The organism is Acinetobacter sp. SM34 (genome assembly GCF_022012365.1).
Classification (GTDB): domain Bacteria; phylum Pseudomonadota; class Gammaproteobacteria; order Pseudomonadales; family Moraxellaceae; genus Acinetobacter.
Genome location: NZ_JAKLTP010000004.1, coordinates 213,900 through 230,200, shown reverse-complemented (window position 1 = coordinate 230,200; position 16,301 = coordinate 213,900). Strand labels below are relative to the sequence as shown.

Genomic DNA, 16,301 nt, shown 5'->3' with positions numbered 1-16,301 from the left:
TTTATAAATGATATTTCATAAAAATACAAAAATTCAGAACATATATTTTTTTAAATTAGAAAATTTTATAGTCGTTTTTATATTCGATATTGTTTAGATTATATTAATAAAAATAAAATGATTGATTGGTTTTTATTCAAAAATGTGACATGTATCACTCTAATTAATACCAAATCAAAAGTCATTTATTTTGTAAATAAATCCTTTTAATACATATGGATATCTTTAATATTTTAAGGAAAATTCATAATCTTTAGTCTTATTGTTTATAAAAAAACATATGCGTATATTGGCTGCGATAAATTTTACTTAACAATTGATTGTTAGGTATGTGGACAAGTACTCATGGGAGATGAGAACGATGACAACGGAAACTGTAGATATTAATTCTGTAGTCGACAATGCGAAATTTACGCCTTTTCACTTCAATGTAGTTGCTTGGTGTTTACTGGTAATTTTATTTGATGGTTATGATTTGGCGATTAATGGTGTAACTTTACCACTATTAATGAAGGACTGGGGCCTAAGTGCCGTTCAAGCGGGAATGCTTGCCAGTACTGCGCTTGCAGGCATGATGTTTGGCGCGATGATCTTTGGTTCCTTGGCGGACAAGATTGGTCGCAAGAAAGTGATTATGATCTGTATTGTTTTATTCAGTGGTTTAACCTTTGCAGGTGGTTTTGCTTCTAATCCCACTGAATTTGGTATGTTACGCTTCCTTGCCGGTCTTGGTATTGGTGGTGTGATGCCAAACCTGGTGGCACTGACTTCTGAATATGCCCCACAAAAGATGCGTAGCACACTTGTGACTACCATGTTCAGTGGTTATGCGGTAGGTGGCGTAATGGCTGCTTTACTCGGCTCATGGTTTACCCCGGATTTTGGTTGGCAAATCATGTTCTTTATTGCGGGTATTCCTTTATTTTTACTGCCTGTAATCTGGAAATTCCTACCAGAATCTCTGTCATTCATTGTGAAGGTAAATAAGCAGGCTGAAGCACGTCGTATTGTGCGTCGCTTAGCGCCGAATGTAAAAGTAACAGATACAACAACCTTTACCTTACCTCAGGAAAATGTGCCTGAAGCTGCAAACGTGGTGAGCCTGTTCCGTCGAGGTCGTGCAACCAATACCTTATTGTTCTGGGTTGCATTCTTCACCTGCTTGCTGACTATGTATGCACTCAGCAGCTGGTTACCGAAGCTGATGATGGCTGCAGGCTATTCAATGGATAACAGCCTGATGTTCATGATGGTCATGAACATAGGTGCTGTGGTTGGTATTGTCGGTGGTGGTATTCTTGCGGACCGTTTCCATTTAAAACCTGTATTGATGGTTTTAGGTATGATGGGTGCGATTGTGATGAGTCTTATGGGCTTCCAGTCTAACCAGTTCCTGCTTTACATCTTGGTATTCCTGGCGGGTGCAGCTTCGATTGGTTCGCAAATGCTTCTTTATAGTTATGTTGCACAGTTCTATCCTTTGGCAATACGTTCAACAGGTATTGGTTGGTCATCTGCAATTGGTCGTATGGGCGCGATTGTAGGGCCAATTCTGATTGGTGGATTATTGGGTATGAACTTACCTGCGTACTTCAACTTTATGGCAGTGGGTTTACCGGTACTGATTACAGCGATTGCGGTTGCTTTGATTATGCATGACGATGAGTCTGAAAAGATTAGTTCAGCGAATACCATTCCTTCAAAAGCTTAAATTAAGTTTGAAATAAGAAGCCTCCGAAAGGGGGCTTTTTATTGTATATTGAATATATCTGATAATTTATAATATTAAAAAATATGAGCGGCTTAGAAACAATAGGGTTAGGGGTAATTACTAATTTAATTAGTTATGGCATAAAGAAGATTAAACCTTCAAAAAAGAAATCGGAATCAAAAAAAATTTCTGAACGTCTTCAACTCATTCTTAAATTAATGAATGAAGAACGGGATGAGAAGTTTACAATTGCGGAATTTGGTAAAATATTAAAATTAAAGAAAGTAAGTGACCTAGAAAAATACTTTCTGAATGAAGATGAACCAACTTTCAAATTTCTAAAAAAATTTTCAAATGAATTTGGAATTAATATCAAATGGCTGACTGAAGGGAAAGAATATCCTTTCAAATGGGATCAAGATACATATATTCATTACTATGCTAATTGTTTAAATAAAATTGAAAAATTAAATCCTCAAATTATTTATTTCATTAGATCTGATAGTTTAAATGGCGAAACCTGCATAATGCTTGAAATTGATGATCATCATTTCATTGTTTTAAATACCTTTTTTCACTTTAGTATTCAGAATGGCCATGGTGGTATCCTTTCATTAGTTGAGTTAAGAAAATTGATCATGACCCTTATAATAGAAAAGAAATATATAACTAAAGGAGTAATCGTTTCTAATAAAATTTTCAATGACTTATATAAAGGAAAAATTTTTCCTTACACTGCCTTATGTCGAAAGAAGGGAAGATTTGGACATTGGCATGATGATTTTACCGATATTCATAATGAAAGATATGGTTATCAACATCACTCAGAATATGATCAAAATTTTAAAGATACCTTTGATATTGTAAAAAATTACATTGAAATAAATGGTGAAATTTGAATCCTATTTCTATTTTAGAGTTTATGTTTTAATCACTTAAAGTTCTTGGAAAAATTAATATGCAATTTAATTCTATCTCCCCAATCCCTGAAGATGATGACGAACTCCATCTTCCTGAACTGGTGTACTGGGCCTCTTTAGGCGACATCGACCAAGTCGAGCAGGCCTTACAGGAAGGTCTAGACGTCAATTCTGCCGATGAAGAAGGCTATAGCGCTTTACACGCGGCGGCTGAAAATGATCATTTAGAGGTCGTGAAACTATTGATCAGTAAAGGTGCGGATATTAATCATCGCAGTACCTATACGGCATTAGAACTTGCTGAAATGGCAGGAAATAAAGACGTTGCAGCTTATTTCAAAAGCTTAAAAGGCATGGCTTAAATCACTTTAATAAAAAAGAAGCCCCATCATCCTGATAGGGCTTCTTTGTATGCGTTGCTTAGATAGAACAGTTGTTCTACCTCACGTCCTGATGTTCAAACCTTATTATTGTTGTTTTCTGTTTGGGAAACGTCCTGTTTCCTGATGAATTTAGAATAAGAAATTTATCTTGAGGCAGATAGAGGCTAATAGAACCATTTTGTGTACGTTATGTCTTACACATCCCACCAGAGCAAATGAAAGTTTGTTACCAATAAAAAATAGTGATTTTCAATATTTTACTTAGAATAAAACGGGTGAGCGATTTGAATGGCAGAGGATAATCAGGATGAAAATATTCCGACAGCGTATGCTGACTACAACTATATTAATCAGTACATCAAGTTTAACAGCCTGTAATGCACAAACTGACGCTGTAAACTCAGCATCCAAGTCAGCTTCAGAAACCACATCTTCCAAACCTTCTTCAGGTTCAGTCAATCAAACTTATCAACTGACGAACATTGCACAGTTTAATGAACCCTGGGCCATGACAGAGCTAAAGGATGGCCGGTTACTGGTCACGGAAAGAAAGGGAAAGTTACAGCTATTTGATCCTCAAACCAAACAGAAGACCGAAGTTAAAGGCATGCCTAAAGTGGCCTATGGTGGACAAGGAGGCTTGGGCGATATCGCCTTGCATCCTCAATTTGAACATAACCACATCATTTACTTAAGTTATGCAGAAGCAGGACAGAGAGGCTACGGGGCTGTGGTGGCACGTGGTGAATTAGACTTGTCCAATAGCCAAAAACCACAAGTTAAAAATCTGAAAACTATTTGGCGACAAGTGCCTAAGGTACAAGGACAGGGACATTATGCTCATCGGCTCCTGTTTGGTCAGGATGGAAAACTTTGGGTGAGTTCGGGTGAACGTCAGAAATTTAATCCTGCCCAAGATATGCAATCCAATTTAGGCAAAATATTACGTTTAAATGCAGATGGTACAGCTGCTGCAGCTAATCCGTTTAGTGGTCAGGATGAGGTTGCAAAACAGGTCTGGTCGTTGGGGCATCGTAATCCATTAGGTATTGCATTTGATGCACAAGGAAAACTTTGGGTTGCCGAAATGGGTCCCAAAGGTGGGGATGAACTGAATCTGATTCTAAAAGGTGAAAATTACGGTTATCCCATGGTTTCAAATGGCGATCATTATGATGGTCGAGATATTCCTGATCATGATACCCATCCTGAATTTAAAGCGCCTGAGATCAGCTGGACCCCCGTCATCTCACCATCCAGCCTGATTTTTTATAGCGGTTCTCAATTTCCTGCATGGAAAAATAAAGCCCTGATAGGTGGTTTATCTTCCAAAGCCATTATTGTCGTAGATACAGCCATGAAACCTGTGACTGAAGTTCAGCGCGTGGATATGAAGCAACGTATCCGTGATTTGCTGCAAGCCCCAGACGGTTCAATTTGGGTACTGGAAGATGGTAACAATGCCAGACTGCTGAAAATGACTGCGAAATAAGACGGCTTATACAATTCAAAAGTCCTAGGTGGGGGCTTTTACAATGATCGTTCCATTTTATTATTTGGTTGAGGATGGCTGGAATAATTCCGAGTTTTATTCCAGTGATTCATCATTTTTGAATGGTGATGATTATAGGGTTTGAAATTTCAGTCGCATGTAAATTTTAGTGGTTTGGGTTCAAGTTTTAGATAAATGGTCAGTCAGATTAACATCTTGGGCAAAAAAAAGCCCCGACATCCTGTCGAGGCTTTTTCATATTCATTTTAAGGTATAACTCCTGTCGTACCTTGCAGCATCCTGCTGTTATATCGCTTATCTTTTTAATTTTAAGCTTAGAGACTTCCTGTCTCGGTATGAGTTAAATATATCGTGAAAGGTAATGTGTGAAAAGTGGATATATTCGGCAACCCTTGTAAGCTTAAGCGTACAACGATCTTCCACGTATCAAGCGCTTACGTATTGAATCAGTTTATCCAGCACATCTTTTAAGGTCTTCTGGTCAAATTCATTGGGTTCAAATTCTTCGGTTTTATTACGTGAAAAAATATCGCGAATTTCAATAATCGCATTACTGTCGATTAAACCAAGTTGGGTGCCGACCTGGCGAATCTGGTCGATGGAGCGGGAGCCATTGGTTGCACCATAGCCAATATAGGCAGCCGGTTTACCTTGCCATTCTTTACCGACGTAATCGAATGCATTTTTAAGTGCCGGACTGTAGCCATGATTATATTCAGGGCTGATAAAAATAAAGGCATCGCCCGAAGCAACTTTGTCGGCCCAGTCCTGTTGTTTGGGTTGATCATAAATACCGGTAATAGGCGGATGACTACCGGCAAAAATTGGCAGATTCCATTCTTTTAAATCGACTAGTTCGGCCTGAACGGTACTAAAACTGGCTTGATCGATGCTGCGTTTTACCCAGCGTGCCACTTTGATTGCAGTCCGGCCTTCACGCACGCTACCCACGACAATATATATTTTCATGTATTGAGCCTAAATTTTTAAAATTTTCATCTCTAACTTATTATGAATGTTATTCATTGAATATTATGGATTTGTATCTTCTACTCTTATGATAAAAACAGAAAATAAAAAAGCTCCCGAGGGAGCTTTTAAAGGTATAAGGCTGAAACCTTACATAATTTTAATGCCTTGCTGGCCAGCAGGGGTCACTTTGAAGATTTCTACTTCAAAGGTAATATCTTTTCCGGCAAGCGGGTGATTAAAATCAATTTCAGTAATGTCTTCACCGACCGATTTCACCACGCCAAATAAGCTTTGCTTGGCTTTATCTTCAAATTCAATCATATGGCCTACAACAGGTGTCTGCTCGAATTTAACGGTATCAAACTTTTGTATGTTTTCAGGGTTCCAAGGACCAAAAGCTTCTTCCGGAGGAAGGCTCACGGTACGACGGTCCCCGGCACGTAAACCAAACAGGGCTTTTTCAAAGCCCGGCAACAAGCTGCCATCACCCATCACGAGGCTGACAGGTTCTTCACGGCTACGAGTGTTGTCAATTTCCACGCCATTTTCAATGGCCACCGAAAAATGCAGCTCTACTTTAGAGCCATCTTCAATACGAGTTTCCTCGTTTGGATTAATAAAATCAGTCATTGTGTTGCGCTTCCGCACGTTGAATACGTTGTTTTTCTAGGAAAAACGTATCGATCAGGAGCAAAATAGTACCCACGGTAATGGCACTATCGGCAATATTAAAAGCAGGAAAGTGGTGGTTCTGATAATACACGTGAATAAAATCGACCACATAACCCAAGCTTACACGGTCAATCAGGTTACCGATGGCACCCCCCAGAATCAGGGCAATCGCCATAGGCAAAATCACGGTTTTTTTCGGCATACGCATCAGCCAAAACACAAAAATCACAGACACTAACGCTGCCAGCGAAGTAAAGAAATAGCGTTGCCATCCACCGGCATCGGACAAGAAACTAAAGGCTGCGCCATAGTTATGTAGCAATGTCCAGTTTAAAAAGGGCAGTACAGGCACAGGATCTGCATAATTCAGATGGGTTGTTGCAAACCATTTGGTCCATTGATCCAGAATAATCGCAACAATGGATAATCCCACCCACAGCAAATTGTGTGGGTAGAACTGAAATAAGCCCTTTTTATTTTGCGGATTAGGCATACTTTCTCTCTTCGCCTTGACCTGTAGGAAGGTTAATAATACAACGAGAACAAAGACCTGGATGTTCGTGATGTGTATTTACATCAGGCAGAACATGCCAGCAGCGTGCACATTTTTCGCCATCTGCTGCTGAAACTTTAACGCGTAAACCTTCAAGATCGGTCGCTTCACCTTGGGCTTCATCCAAGTTATTCACCAGCACTTGTGAAGTAATCAGTACGAAACGAAGTTCATCACCAAGTTGATCCAATACCGCTTTTAATGCCGCATTGGCCCAAAGTTCAACTTTGGCTGAAAGGTTAGAACCAATCAGTTTGGCATTACGTGCCGCTTCAATTTGCTTGTTTACCGCAGATTTAACGCTAATTAAAGTCTGCCAGTCGGCTTCTGAAACCAGGTTTGCAGTTGAAGCCACTGGAATGTCATACCACTCAGCTGTGAACACGTATTTCTCGGTTTGACCTGGAATCAGTGGCCAAGCTTCTTGAGCAGTAAAGGTCAAGATTGGTGCCATCCAGCGAACGAAAGCTTGTACCAGATGATATAGTGCAGTTTGTGCAGAATGACGTGCCTGAGAGTCCGCTTTGGTGGTGTATTGACGGTCTTTGATGATGTCGAGGTAGAAACCACCCAAGTCATTGATACAGAAGTTAGTCAAGGCATTGGTGACGATATGGAAGTTCATATCTTCATAAGCTTGCTGAATGGTTTTTTGTACATCGCTTGCGCGTTGCAAGATGTATTGATCCAAGGCAATCAATTGATCGACTGGCAATGCATCAGTTGCTGCCTGGAAACCGTTCAAGTTGGCAAGCAAGAAACGCAATGTGTTACGGATACGGCGGTAACCGTCCGAGGCACGGCTAAAGATTTCTTTACCGGCAGTCATTTCATAACGGTAATCCGCAGAGGCGATCCAGAAACGTAAGCCGTCTGCACCCATATCTTTAATGATGTCTTGCGGAGTGATCACGTTACCGATCGACTTCGACATCTTACGGCCTTTTTCATCTACCACGAAGCCGTGAGTCAACAGTCCTTTATAAGGGGCACGTTCATTGATGGCAATTGAAGTCAACAATGAAGACTGGAACCAGCCACGGTGCTGGTCTGAACCTTCAAGATACAAATCAGCAGGGTCTGTCAATTCTTCACGTTCACGAAGCACGGCAAAGTGGGTTGTTCCAGAGTCGAACCATACGTCTAGGGTATCGCGTACTGCATTGTACTGTTCAGCATCGGCACCGATGAACTCAGAAGCATCACGGTTATACCAGCCATCAATCCCTTCCTGTTCGATCAGTTTCGCAACTTCTTCGGTCAATTCCGGGGTACGTGGGTGCAATTCATTGGTATCTTTATGTACGAAGAACGGAATTGGCACACCCCAGGTACGTTGACGTGAAATACACCAGTCCGGACGACCTTCGATCATTGATTGGATACGGTTTTTACCCCAATCCGGTACAAAGCTGATGTCATTTTCAATTGCATTGAGTGCATTTTGACGTAAGCCTTTGGCATCCATGCTGATGAACCATTGTGGTGTCGCACGGAAGATAATCGGGGTTTTATGACGCCAGCAATGTGGGTAGCTATGCTTGATGGGGTGATGTGCCCAAAGTTTGCCCGCTTCACTTAATGCTTCAATAATTTTAGGGTTGGCTTTATAAATGTGCTCACCGGCAAAAATCGGTGCAGTTGGTAAATACACACCATTACCGCCGACTGGATTATCGACTTTCAAGTTATACAGTAGGCCAACTTTATAATCGTCCACACCATGGCCAGGCGCAGTATGTACCGCACCAGTACCGCTGGTTGCAATCACGTGTTCACCTAAAATTACGGGTACTTGACGGTCGCTAATTAAAGGATGTTGCAGTTGTAGGTTTTCAAGTTTGCTACCGGCAAAATCTGCGATCACTTCAACGGTGCTAAAGCCATAACGTTCAGTTGCAGATTCAACCAGATCTTTCGCCAGGATGAAGTTTTGTGCAGATTTATCTTCACCACGTGCTTTTACCAACTGGTATTCAATTTCCGCGTGCAGGGCAACTGCCTGGTTGGCAGGAAGTGTCCAAGGGGTAGTGGTCCAGATTACGATGTCAGTGCGGTCAGTAACTTGAATGCCTAAACGTGCAGACAGATCTGCCAAATCAACGACGGTAAAACCGACATCAATCGCGTCCGATTTTTTATCTTCGTATTCAACTTCTGCTTCAGCCAATGCCGAACCACAGTCCAGACACCAGTTCACAGGTTTTAAACCCGGTTCAATATGACCGGCTTTGGCAATGGCACCCAGCGAGCGAACAATGTCGGCTTCCTGTTTGAAGTTCATGGTGAGGTAAGGATTGTCCCAGTCACCAAACACGCCCATACGTATGAAGTCTTTCTTTTGTAGTTCGACTTGAGTGTAGGCATATTCACGGCAGGCTTTACGGAAGGTAGACGCATCAACTTTAACGCCCACTTTACCGACTTTTTCTTCTACTTTGAGTTCGATTGGCAAACCGTGACAGTCCCAGCCCGGTACATACGGTGCATCAAAACCGTCCATGATACGGCTTTTAATAATGATGTCTTTTAAGACTTTATTGACCGCGTGGCCCAAGTGGATTTGACCGTTAGCATAGGGAGGGCCGTCATGAAGCACATATTTTTTCTTGCCAATACGCGATGCACGAATCTGCTGATAAATGTTGTCGGCATACCACTCTTCTAACCATTTCGCTTCACGTACTGCCAAATTTGCTTTCATTGCAAATTCAGTACCTGGGAGGTTTAGCGTGGCTTTATAATCCACTGCATTTTCAGGAGTTTGCTTATCGCTCATGCAAGTTGTCTTCCAATTTAATCAGTCTTAGGCTGACGCGTTTTACAATAAAAAAATATGGGGATTTAAAAGGGAAAATTGGGGGTGTTGTGTCTAAACTCAAGCAGTTTTTCTACATCATCGTCAATTCCCGCTTTCAATGCTTCAAGCGAAGGGTAGTCCTTTTCACCATGTAAATAGTTCAAGAATGTCACCCGCATTAACAGGCCATACAGATTAGCAGAAACATCAGGAAAATGTACTTCTAATCGCCATTCGGGATGGACTTGTTTGATGGCCGGTCGTGTACCCACATGCCCTGCACCAAACAGGGCAGTGGATTCATAGCCTGCAATCCCCAATTTTTCAGGATTGTCGGCTTTCACTTTATCTTTTAAAGATTCGGTTTCACATATCACTTCTACGCCGTAAATCCCGTTCAAACAGGGTTTATGACGTTTCAACGCTACATTAATGGTTGGAAAATCAATGGTGCGTCCAATTTGATCACCATATTGTACCCGACCAGTGATGCTATAGGGACGTCCCAGCAATTTGGCAGCCAAGGCTAAGTCACCCGCTTGTAGCGTCTGGCGGATTCGGGTGGAACTGATACGTTCACCCGCTAAGGCTACGGTGCTTAAATTGGTCACCTGAAAACCATAATTTTTTAAAAATTCACTATTGCCTTGGCGGTTTTTACCGAAATGAAAGTCGTCGCCTAAAACCAGGGAATCGGCATTGAGTTTGTGTTTTAAAATGTCGGCAAATTCTTCAGCACTTAAGCTGCGGAAATGATTATCAAATTTGGCGACTGCAATATAGTCGACACCCAGCTCGGTGAGATATTCGACTTTTTCACGTAAAGAAGTGATCCGTGGCGGCGCCTCATAAGCTTTAAAAAATTCCAGAGGTTGCGGCTCAAAAATCATCACCAGGGTTTTTAGATTCTGGGCTGCTGCCTGTTCTTGAAGCTGTTTGATCATTGCCTGATGACCCAAATGTACGCCGTCGAAATTACCAAGGGTCACGGCAGTTTTTGGCAATTGAAAATCTGGCGCTAAAGCATTCAGGCGGAGCAGCTTCATGGGCGAATCAATAAGTGAAAAGTTATCAGGGCTATATATTGCCATAATCTTAGGCTTTCGTCTTGTTGTTGTGTTTTCATACAAAAAAATATTGGATTTTTGTCAAAAAAATAGTGTTTGAAAATGATCGGGATGCAGAAGATCAATAGAGTTGAAGAACATTGAAATGCTTGAAGAACAGATCAGTCAGTTCAAATATTCAAGTGAATCAGGATGTATTAAATGCTTAGCTAGAAGGATGATCACGATTTTAAATTTGCACTCATTCGCTAATTCTTTTCTAATGTGCACACTTTAAAATTTACACATACATAAGGTTTCGCTATGTCTGACTTGGCTTTAATTATGGCATTGCCGAATGAATCTAAAGGTCTGTTTGAACAGGCAGGCATAGAGGTGCATTACAGTGGCATTGGTAAAGTCAATGCGGCATTTAAAGCCTTTGAAGTGATTTACAAGACCGGTTGCAAGACCTTGCTCAACCTGGGCACTGCCGGAAGTTCACATTTTAATGCGCATGAACTGGTGGAAGTCACCACCTTTGTGCAACGCGATATGGATGTATCGCCCCTCGGTTTTGCAGTCGGTGTGACGCCGATGGATGAGGAGCATCCGGCAGAAATTCATTTGCAGTCCTATTTTCAGCATTTGCCTCAAGGCATTTGCGGAACGGGCGATAGCTTTGAAATAGGATTGCCCAAAGTGCCGTGCAATTTGGTGGACATGGAGGGCTATGCGATGGCCAAAGTCTGCAAGAAATTGGGTGTACGATTTATTTCAGTGAAATATATTACCGATGGGGCCAATGAAACTGCGCATTTGGATTGGGAAGAAAATTTATTATTGGGTGCGCAAAAGCTGTCAAAATTATATCAAACGATAAGATAAAACTGCGAAGAGTGGTAATTCGGCGACCATAGTGGGCTATGGTCGTATGCCAAAACTATCATCAATGATAATTTAAGGTTTATGAACGGGGAATCACGCCATATAACATCATATGTACAGTATGCTGGATGCAACGTTGCTGCATTGAACGGTTACGCAAGGTTTTACCCGTGACCATTTCCATTTGGGTAGCAAAATCTGCATAGTTTTGCGTCAATGCCCAAATATTCAAAATCAGCAGTTCAGGATCAATTTCTTTGGCAATTTTCCCCTGTTCCTGCCACACGCTAATCACTTTAGCCTTGCGCTTAAACAGTTTCTTTAAAGGACCTTTTAGAATTGGCAAAATATGTGGGGCACCTTGAATTACTTCCAATGCAAACAGTCGGGATGCTTTCGGTTGAGTGCGAGAAACCTCAATTTTTTGCATTAAATAGTTGCTAATGGCTTCTTCTGGTTCCAGCTCCGATTCCAGCATTTGCAGTGGCGCAAGCCATTTCTGTAGAACGGTGGTGAGCACTTCTACATATAAAGCTTCTTTATTTTCATAATAATAGAAAATATTCGATTTATGCATTTCAGCAATCTGAGCAATCTCGTCTAAGCTTGCTCCATTAAAACCGTAAAGGGAAAATACATCGAGTGCGGCATTTAGCAATTGATGTCTTTTTTGTGTACTCTTTTTTTGTTCCATTGGCAAATTTAAAAAATTAAAGGGGAAAGGCAAATTGTACGGCAAATCGGCAGATTTGTGCATTACTAAAAATTGCATTTTTATCATAATTGATAGTTTATTCTGTAGGTTAGCTATTTAATGAGTTAAAAATCCTATAGGACCTACAGATAGGCAAACATTGCATTTTTTATATAAATGATTAAATGGGATTGATTTTTTGGATAAATGATACGACTGGTCTTTTGTGTTCAGATTTGGTGCAGTTTTAAAAAAATTAAAGAGTATGTTTAGGCTGGACTAAAAGATGTATAAACCGAGGAAGGATAACGGATTGTTTAGATTCGTTATCGCCGTGTTGCATGCTCAGGTTGCCAATACTGCATTTAATACTTGCTGTTCCAGCTCGGTAAAGGTGTAATCTTTTTTACGTGGTCGAGGCAAATCCACTTTAAACTGCTGGGCAATGTGCCCCTTATCTAAAAGGATAATCCGGTCGGCCAGTTGTACGGCTTCACTGACATCATGGGTTACTAAAATGGCGGTAAAGCCCTGTTCAGTCCAGAGTTTTTCAATCAGGTTCTGCATGTCCAAACGGGTGAGTGCATCCAGTGCACCTAAAGGCTCATCGAGCAGCAAAATGCGAGGTTTATGTGATAAGGCCCGGGCCAGTGCAGTACGCTGACGCTGACCGCCTGAAAGTTGTGATGGCCAGAGTCCGGCCTTTTCTTTCAAGCCGACTTTTTCCAGTAGTGCAGAAGCATTGTCTTGCTGCTCTTTGGCTAAACCCAATTGTACATTTTGCTCAATGCTACGCCAAGGTAACAGTCGTGGGTCCTGGAACATGACCCGAATGTCATCGCTGGTGATGCCTTCGCGAATATGACGTGCTGATTTAAACTTGATTTCGCCATAGCTCGGTTGTTCCAAATCGGCAATCAGACGCAGCAGGGTACTTTTACCACAGCCACTGCGTCCAACAATGGCCAGGAATTCACCCGGTTGAATGTGCAGGTCCAGATCTTCCAGAACTTTCACTTCACCATAGAATTTGTGCAGCTGTTCAATCAGAATTTCTGCACCCACCACAGCGTTGGGGTTGATATCTGTATGGTCAGGTTGTTGAGGTATGGAGCGTTCTTCAGAAGCATGACGCCCGATGCTTAAATCAGTCATGTCTTATTCCTTATTTTTGATAGCCAGCATGCCAACGCAGCAGGTATTTTTCTAAAGCGACGGCCAATACATCAGCCAGTTTTCCAAGCAGGGCGTAAAGTAAAATCCCCACCAAGACCACGTCAGTTTGCAAGAACTCACGGGCATTCATGGTCATATAACCAATGCCGGATTGTGCTGAAATGGTTTCGGCCACAATCAGCAGTACCCAGACCAGACCTAGTGCAAAGCGTAAACCAACCAGAATTGACGGCATCGCACCGGGTAAAATAATTTCTTTGTACAACTGCCAGCGCGTTAAGCCGTAACTTTTACCCATCTCAATCAGCTGCGGATCGACTGAGCGAATGCCATGATAGGTATTGATATACAGCGGGAAGAACACCCCGACAGCGACCAAAAACAGCTTGGCGGATTCATCAATCCCGAACCATAAAATCACCAAAGGGATTAAGGCCAAAGCCGGGATATTACGGATCATCTGTAAAGTAGTATCCAGCAGGGTGGAGGCTGTCTTCGAAGAACCATTGAGCAGGCCGAGTAATAAACCCAAACCGCCACCGACCAATAAGCCGAGCAGGGCACGTCCGGCACTCACTTTGACGTGTTGCCAAAGTTCACCACTGATCAGTAGATGCCAGAATGCAGCTACGACCGCCGTCGGTGCAGGTAGAATACGGCTTTCCAACAGCCCGGTACTGGAGGCAATTTGCCAGATGACAATCAGTGCAATCGGGAACAACCAGGGCAGCAAACGCTGCCCAAATTGTGTTCCACGTGAAACCTTGGGTTTCGCCAGGGCTCCAGCAGAGATGCTTGTGCTCATTAAGCCGGCTCCTGATGTTTCACTTCCTTCTTGGCCTCATCAGCAACATAGTTATTTGCCACGATTTCACCAAAAGGACCAGTCAAGTTCGGTTGAGCCAGTTTTTTACGGGTTTCTAAAGGCAACAGCGGGAACACCAGTTCGGCAAAACGAATGGACTCTTCCAGATGTGGGTAGCCTGAGAAAATAAAGGTATCAATGCCTAAATCGGCATATTCCTGAATGCGTGCAGCAACAGTTTCAGGGTCACCCACCAGTGCTGTACCTGCACCGCCACGAACCAGGCCTACACCTGCCCAAAGGTTTGGAGATACTTCAAGTTTAGTGCGGTCACCGTTGTGCAGTTCTGCCATACGGCGTTGACCGACCGAATCCATCTGTTTGAATTTTTGTTGTGCAGCGACAATGGTGGCATCATCAACGTATTGAATCAGCTCTTCAGCAGCAGCCCATGCCTGTTCATTGGTTTCACGGACAATCACGTGTAAACGGATACCGTAACTTAAACTACGGCCTTTGGTGGCAGCTTTGGCTTTGACATTTTCAATTTTTTCTTTCACTGCTGCTGGTGGTTCACCCCATGTCAGGTAAGTATCGACCTGGTCGGTGGCCAATTCCACGGCTGCATCGGAAGAGCCGCCAAACCAAAGCGGTGGATAAGGTTGTTGTACTGGTGGATAAAGCAGTTTTGCGTCATCGACACTTAAATGTTCACCGTGGAAAGTAAAACTTTCACCAGTATGTGAACGTTTTAAAATTTCACGCCAGATGGTGGTGTATTCAGCCGCAGTTTCATAACGTGTCGCATGATCTTCATATACGCCGTCACCTTTAAGCTCTTGCTCATCACCACCGGTGACCAGGTTCAGCCGAACGCGACCGCCAGATAAACGGTCAAAAGTTGCTGCCATACGCGCAGCCAGTGCAGGTGTGGTGACGCCTGGACGTAATGCCACCAGGAATTTCAAATTTTTAGTGGCATCGATCAGGCTGGCAGCGGTAATCCATGGATCTTCACATGAACGGCCGGTTGGAATGAGTACACCTTCATAACCCAGGTTATCTACTGCGACCGCAATCTGTTTCATATAAGCATGATCGACCTGACGGGCGCCTTTGCTTGTGCCTAAATAACGACTGTCACCATGCGTAGGAATAAACCAGAAAATTTTCATTGCATTGATCCTTAGATTATTTGCCTGCCCAAACGGCTTGCTGAATATTGATAGATTTCGGAATGATCTTGAGTTCGCTAAAACGGTTGGCGAGCTCTTGCTGATCGGCAATCACTTTTTTGCTGAGCAGAGCAGCACCAGACGGGTTAGGACGGCGCTGGATAAAAGTCTGGCTGACAATCGGTTTCAGACCTGTGCTTTGAGCAAACAGGCTTGCAGTCGCAGCCTTGTTGCTTTGTACCCATTTATCGGCAACATTAAGCTGCTTGATAATGCCTTTGAGTGCCTGAGGATGATTTTTAACCAAATCATTTGAAGCCAGATAGAATGTGTAATTTGGACTTAAGCCTTTACCTGTGGTCAGTACCTTGGCCTTATCTTCCAGTTGTGCCGCAGCATAGTACGGATCCCAAATGGCCCAAGCATCAATCGCACCTTTCTGGAAAGCCGCACGGGCATCAGCCGGACTTAACCAGATCGGTTGAACATCTGTCCATTGCAAACCGGCCTTACGTACTGCCTGTACCAATAGATAATGTGAGCTTGAACCGCGGTGAACCCCAATACGTTTACCCTTCAATTGACTGAGCTGGGTAATTTTGGAGTTGCTTGGCACCAAAATGGCAGAAGCCAAAGGTTTTGCCGTTTCATAAGCAAAATAATATAGTGGCTTGTTGCCTGCCTGCGCATAGACAGGCGGTGTATCGCCAGTTGAACCGATATCCACAGAACCGACGGCTAGGGCTTCTAAAATTTGTGGACCGCCCGGAAATTCATTCCAGCTAATTTTCGCGTTGGGAAATTCCTGTTCAAATAACTTTTGCTGTTGTGCAATCACCAGATTGACAGAAGATTTTTGATAACCCACACGTAGCTGTTTCACCGAAGGATCCACAGCCCAAGCGGCACTTGAACCCAACATCGCACAAGCAACTAACATGGCATTCATGCCATGACTGGAGGTCTTTAACCATGTGATTGCTTTGTTGTGTA

15 protein-coding genes are annotated in these 16,301 nt (G+C 42.6%); 5 read left to right on the top strand and 10 right to left on the bottom strand.

Annotated elements, in window-relative coordinates:
• Positions 1–361: 361 nt before the first annotated feature.
• The 4 genes from LZZ98_RS05535 to LZZ98_RS05520 all read left to right on the top strand — a co-directional run bounded on the left by LZZ98_RS05535 (position 362) and on the right by LZZ98_RS05520 (position 4,506).
• Positions 362–1,711 (top strand): aromatic acid/H+ symport family MFS transporter, encoded by a 1,350-nt coding sequence (locus LZZ98_RS05535; RefSeq protein WP_237787001.1) that lies wholly within the window; start codon positions 362–364, stop codon positions 1,709–1,711.
• A gap of 83 nt (positions 1,712–1,794) precedes the next feature.
• Complete coding sequence (locus tag LZZ98_RS05530) at positions 1,795–2,610, top strand: hypothetical protein (RefSeq protein WP_237787000.1); 816 nt, start codon at positions 1,795–1,797, stop codon at positions 2,608–2,610.
• A gap of 59 nt (positions 2,611–2,669) precedes the next feature.
• The gene (locus LZZ98_RS05525) at positions 2,670–2,993 is read left to right on the top strand and encodes an ankyrin repeat domain-containing protein (RefSeq protein WP_237786999.1); all 324 of its coding nucleotides are present in this window, start codon (positions 2,670–2,672) and stop codon (positions 2,991–2,993) included.
• A 328-nt stretch (positions 2,994–3,321) separates the two neighbouring features.
• Positions 3,322–4,506, top strand: a complete 1,185-nt coding sequence (locus LZZ98_RS05520; RefSeq protein ID WP_237786998.1) for a PQQ-dependent sugar dehydrogenase — start codon at positions 3,322–3,324, stop codon at positions 4,504–4,506.
• A 447-nt stretch (positions 4,507–4,953) separates the two neighbouring features.
• On the opposite strand, the gene LZZ98_RS05515 is transcribed toward LZZ98_RS05520, so the two are convergent.
• The 5 genes from LZZ98_RS05515 to ribF all read right to left on the bottom strand — a co-directional run bounded on the left by LZZ98_RS05515 (position 4,954) and on the right by ribF (position 10,570).
• A complete protein-coding gene (locus LZZ98_RS05515; RefSeq protein WP_237786997.1) occupies positions 4,954–5,496 on the bottom strand; it encodes an NADPH-dependent FMN reductase in 543 nt (180 codons plus the stop codon).
• Positions 5,497–5,646: 150 nt separating this feature from the next.
• A complete protein-coding gene (locus LZZ98_RS05510; protein WP_237786996.1) occupies positions 5,647–6,129 on the bottom strand; it encodes an FKBP-type peptidyl-prolyl cis-trans isomerase in 483 nt (160 codons plus the stop codon).
• Entirely contained in the window at positions 6,122–6,664 is a 543-nt protein-coding gene (gene lspA, locus LZZ98_RS05505; RefSeq protein ID WP_237786995.1) for a signal peptidase II, read from the bottom strand. The genes LZZ98_RS05510 and lspA overlap by 8 nt, the downstream gene beginning before the upstream one ends.
• A complete protein-coding gene (gene ileS / locus LZZ98_RS05500) occupies positions 6,657–9,503 on the bottom strand; it encodes an isoleucine--tRNA ligase (protein WP_237786994.1) in 2,847 nt (948 codons plus the stop codon). Before ileS ends, lspA begins: the two co-directional genes overlap by 8 nt.
• A gap of 65 nt (positions 9,504–9,568) precedes the next feature.
• Complete coding sequence (ribF, locus tag LZZ98_RS05495; protein WP_237786993.1) at positions 9,569–10,570, bottom strand: bifunctional riboflavin kinase/FAD synthetase; 1,002 nt, start codon at positions 10,568–10,570, stop codon at positions 9,569–9,571.
• A gap of 324 nt (positions 10,571–10,894) precedes the next feature.
• On the opposite strand from ribF, the gene LZZ98_RS05490 reads away from it, so the two are divergent.
• Positions 10,895–11,458, top strand: a complete 564-nt coding sequence (locus tag LZZ98_RS05490; RefSeq protein ID WP_237786992.1) for a 5'-methylthioadenosine/S-adenosylhomocysteine nucleosidase family protein — start codon at positions 10,895–10,897, stop codon at positions 11,456–11,458.
• A 79-nt stretch (positions 11,459–11,537) separates the two neighbouring features.
• Here the strand turns inward: LZZ98_RS05490 and LZZ98_RS05485 are convergent, their stop codons facing one another.
• From LZZ98_RS05485 to LZZ98_RS05465, 5 genes are all read right to left on the bottom strand, one after another.
• A complete protein-coding gene (locus tag LZZ98_RS05485) occupies positions 11,538–12,152 on the bottom strand; it encodes a TetR/AcrR family transcriptional regulator (RefSeq protein ID WP_086176453.1) in 615 nt (204 codons plus the stop codon).
• A gap of 345 nt (positions 12,153–12,497) precedes the next feature.
• Complete coding sequence (locus tag LZZ98_RS05480; RefSeq protein ID WP_237786991.1) at positions 12,498–13,307, bottom strand: ABC transporter ATP-binding protein; 810 nt, start codon at positions 13,305–13,307, stop codon at positions 12,498–12,500.
• 10 nt (positions 13,308–13,317) lie between these two features.
• A complete protein-coding gene (ssuC, locus tag LZZ98_RS05475; RefSeq protein WP_237786990.1) occupies positions 13,318–14,133 on the bottom strand; it encodes an aliphatic sulfonate ABC transporter permease SsuC in 816 nt (271 codons plus the stop codon).
• Positions 14,133–15,308, bottom strand: a complete 1,176-nt coding sequence (gene ssuD, locus LZZ98_RS05470; protein WP_237786989.1) for an FMNH2-dependent alkanesulfonate monooxygenase — start codon at positions 15,306–15,308, stop codon at positions 14,133–14,135. The genes ssuC and ssuD overlap by 1 nt, the downstream gene beginning before the upstream one ends.
• Before the next feature lie 16 nt (positions 15,309–15,324).
• The gene (locus LZZ98_RS05465) at positions 15,325–16,257 is read right to left on the bottom strand and encodes a sulfonate ABC transporter substrate-binding protein (RefSeq protein ID WP_228146617.1); all 933 of its coding nucleotides are present in this window, start codon (positions 16,255–16,257) and stop codon (positions 15,325–15,327) included.
• Positions 16,258–16,301 lie beyond the last annotated feature (44 nt).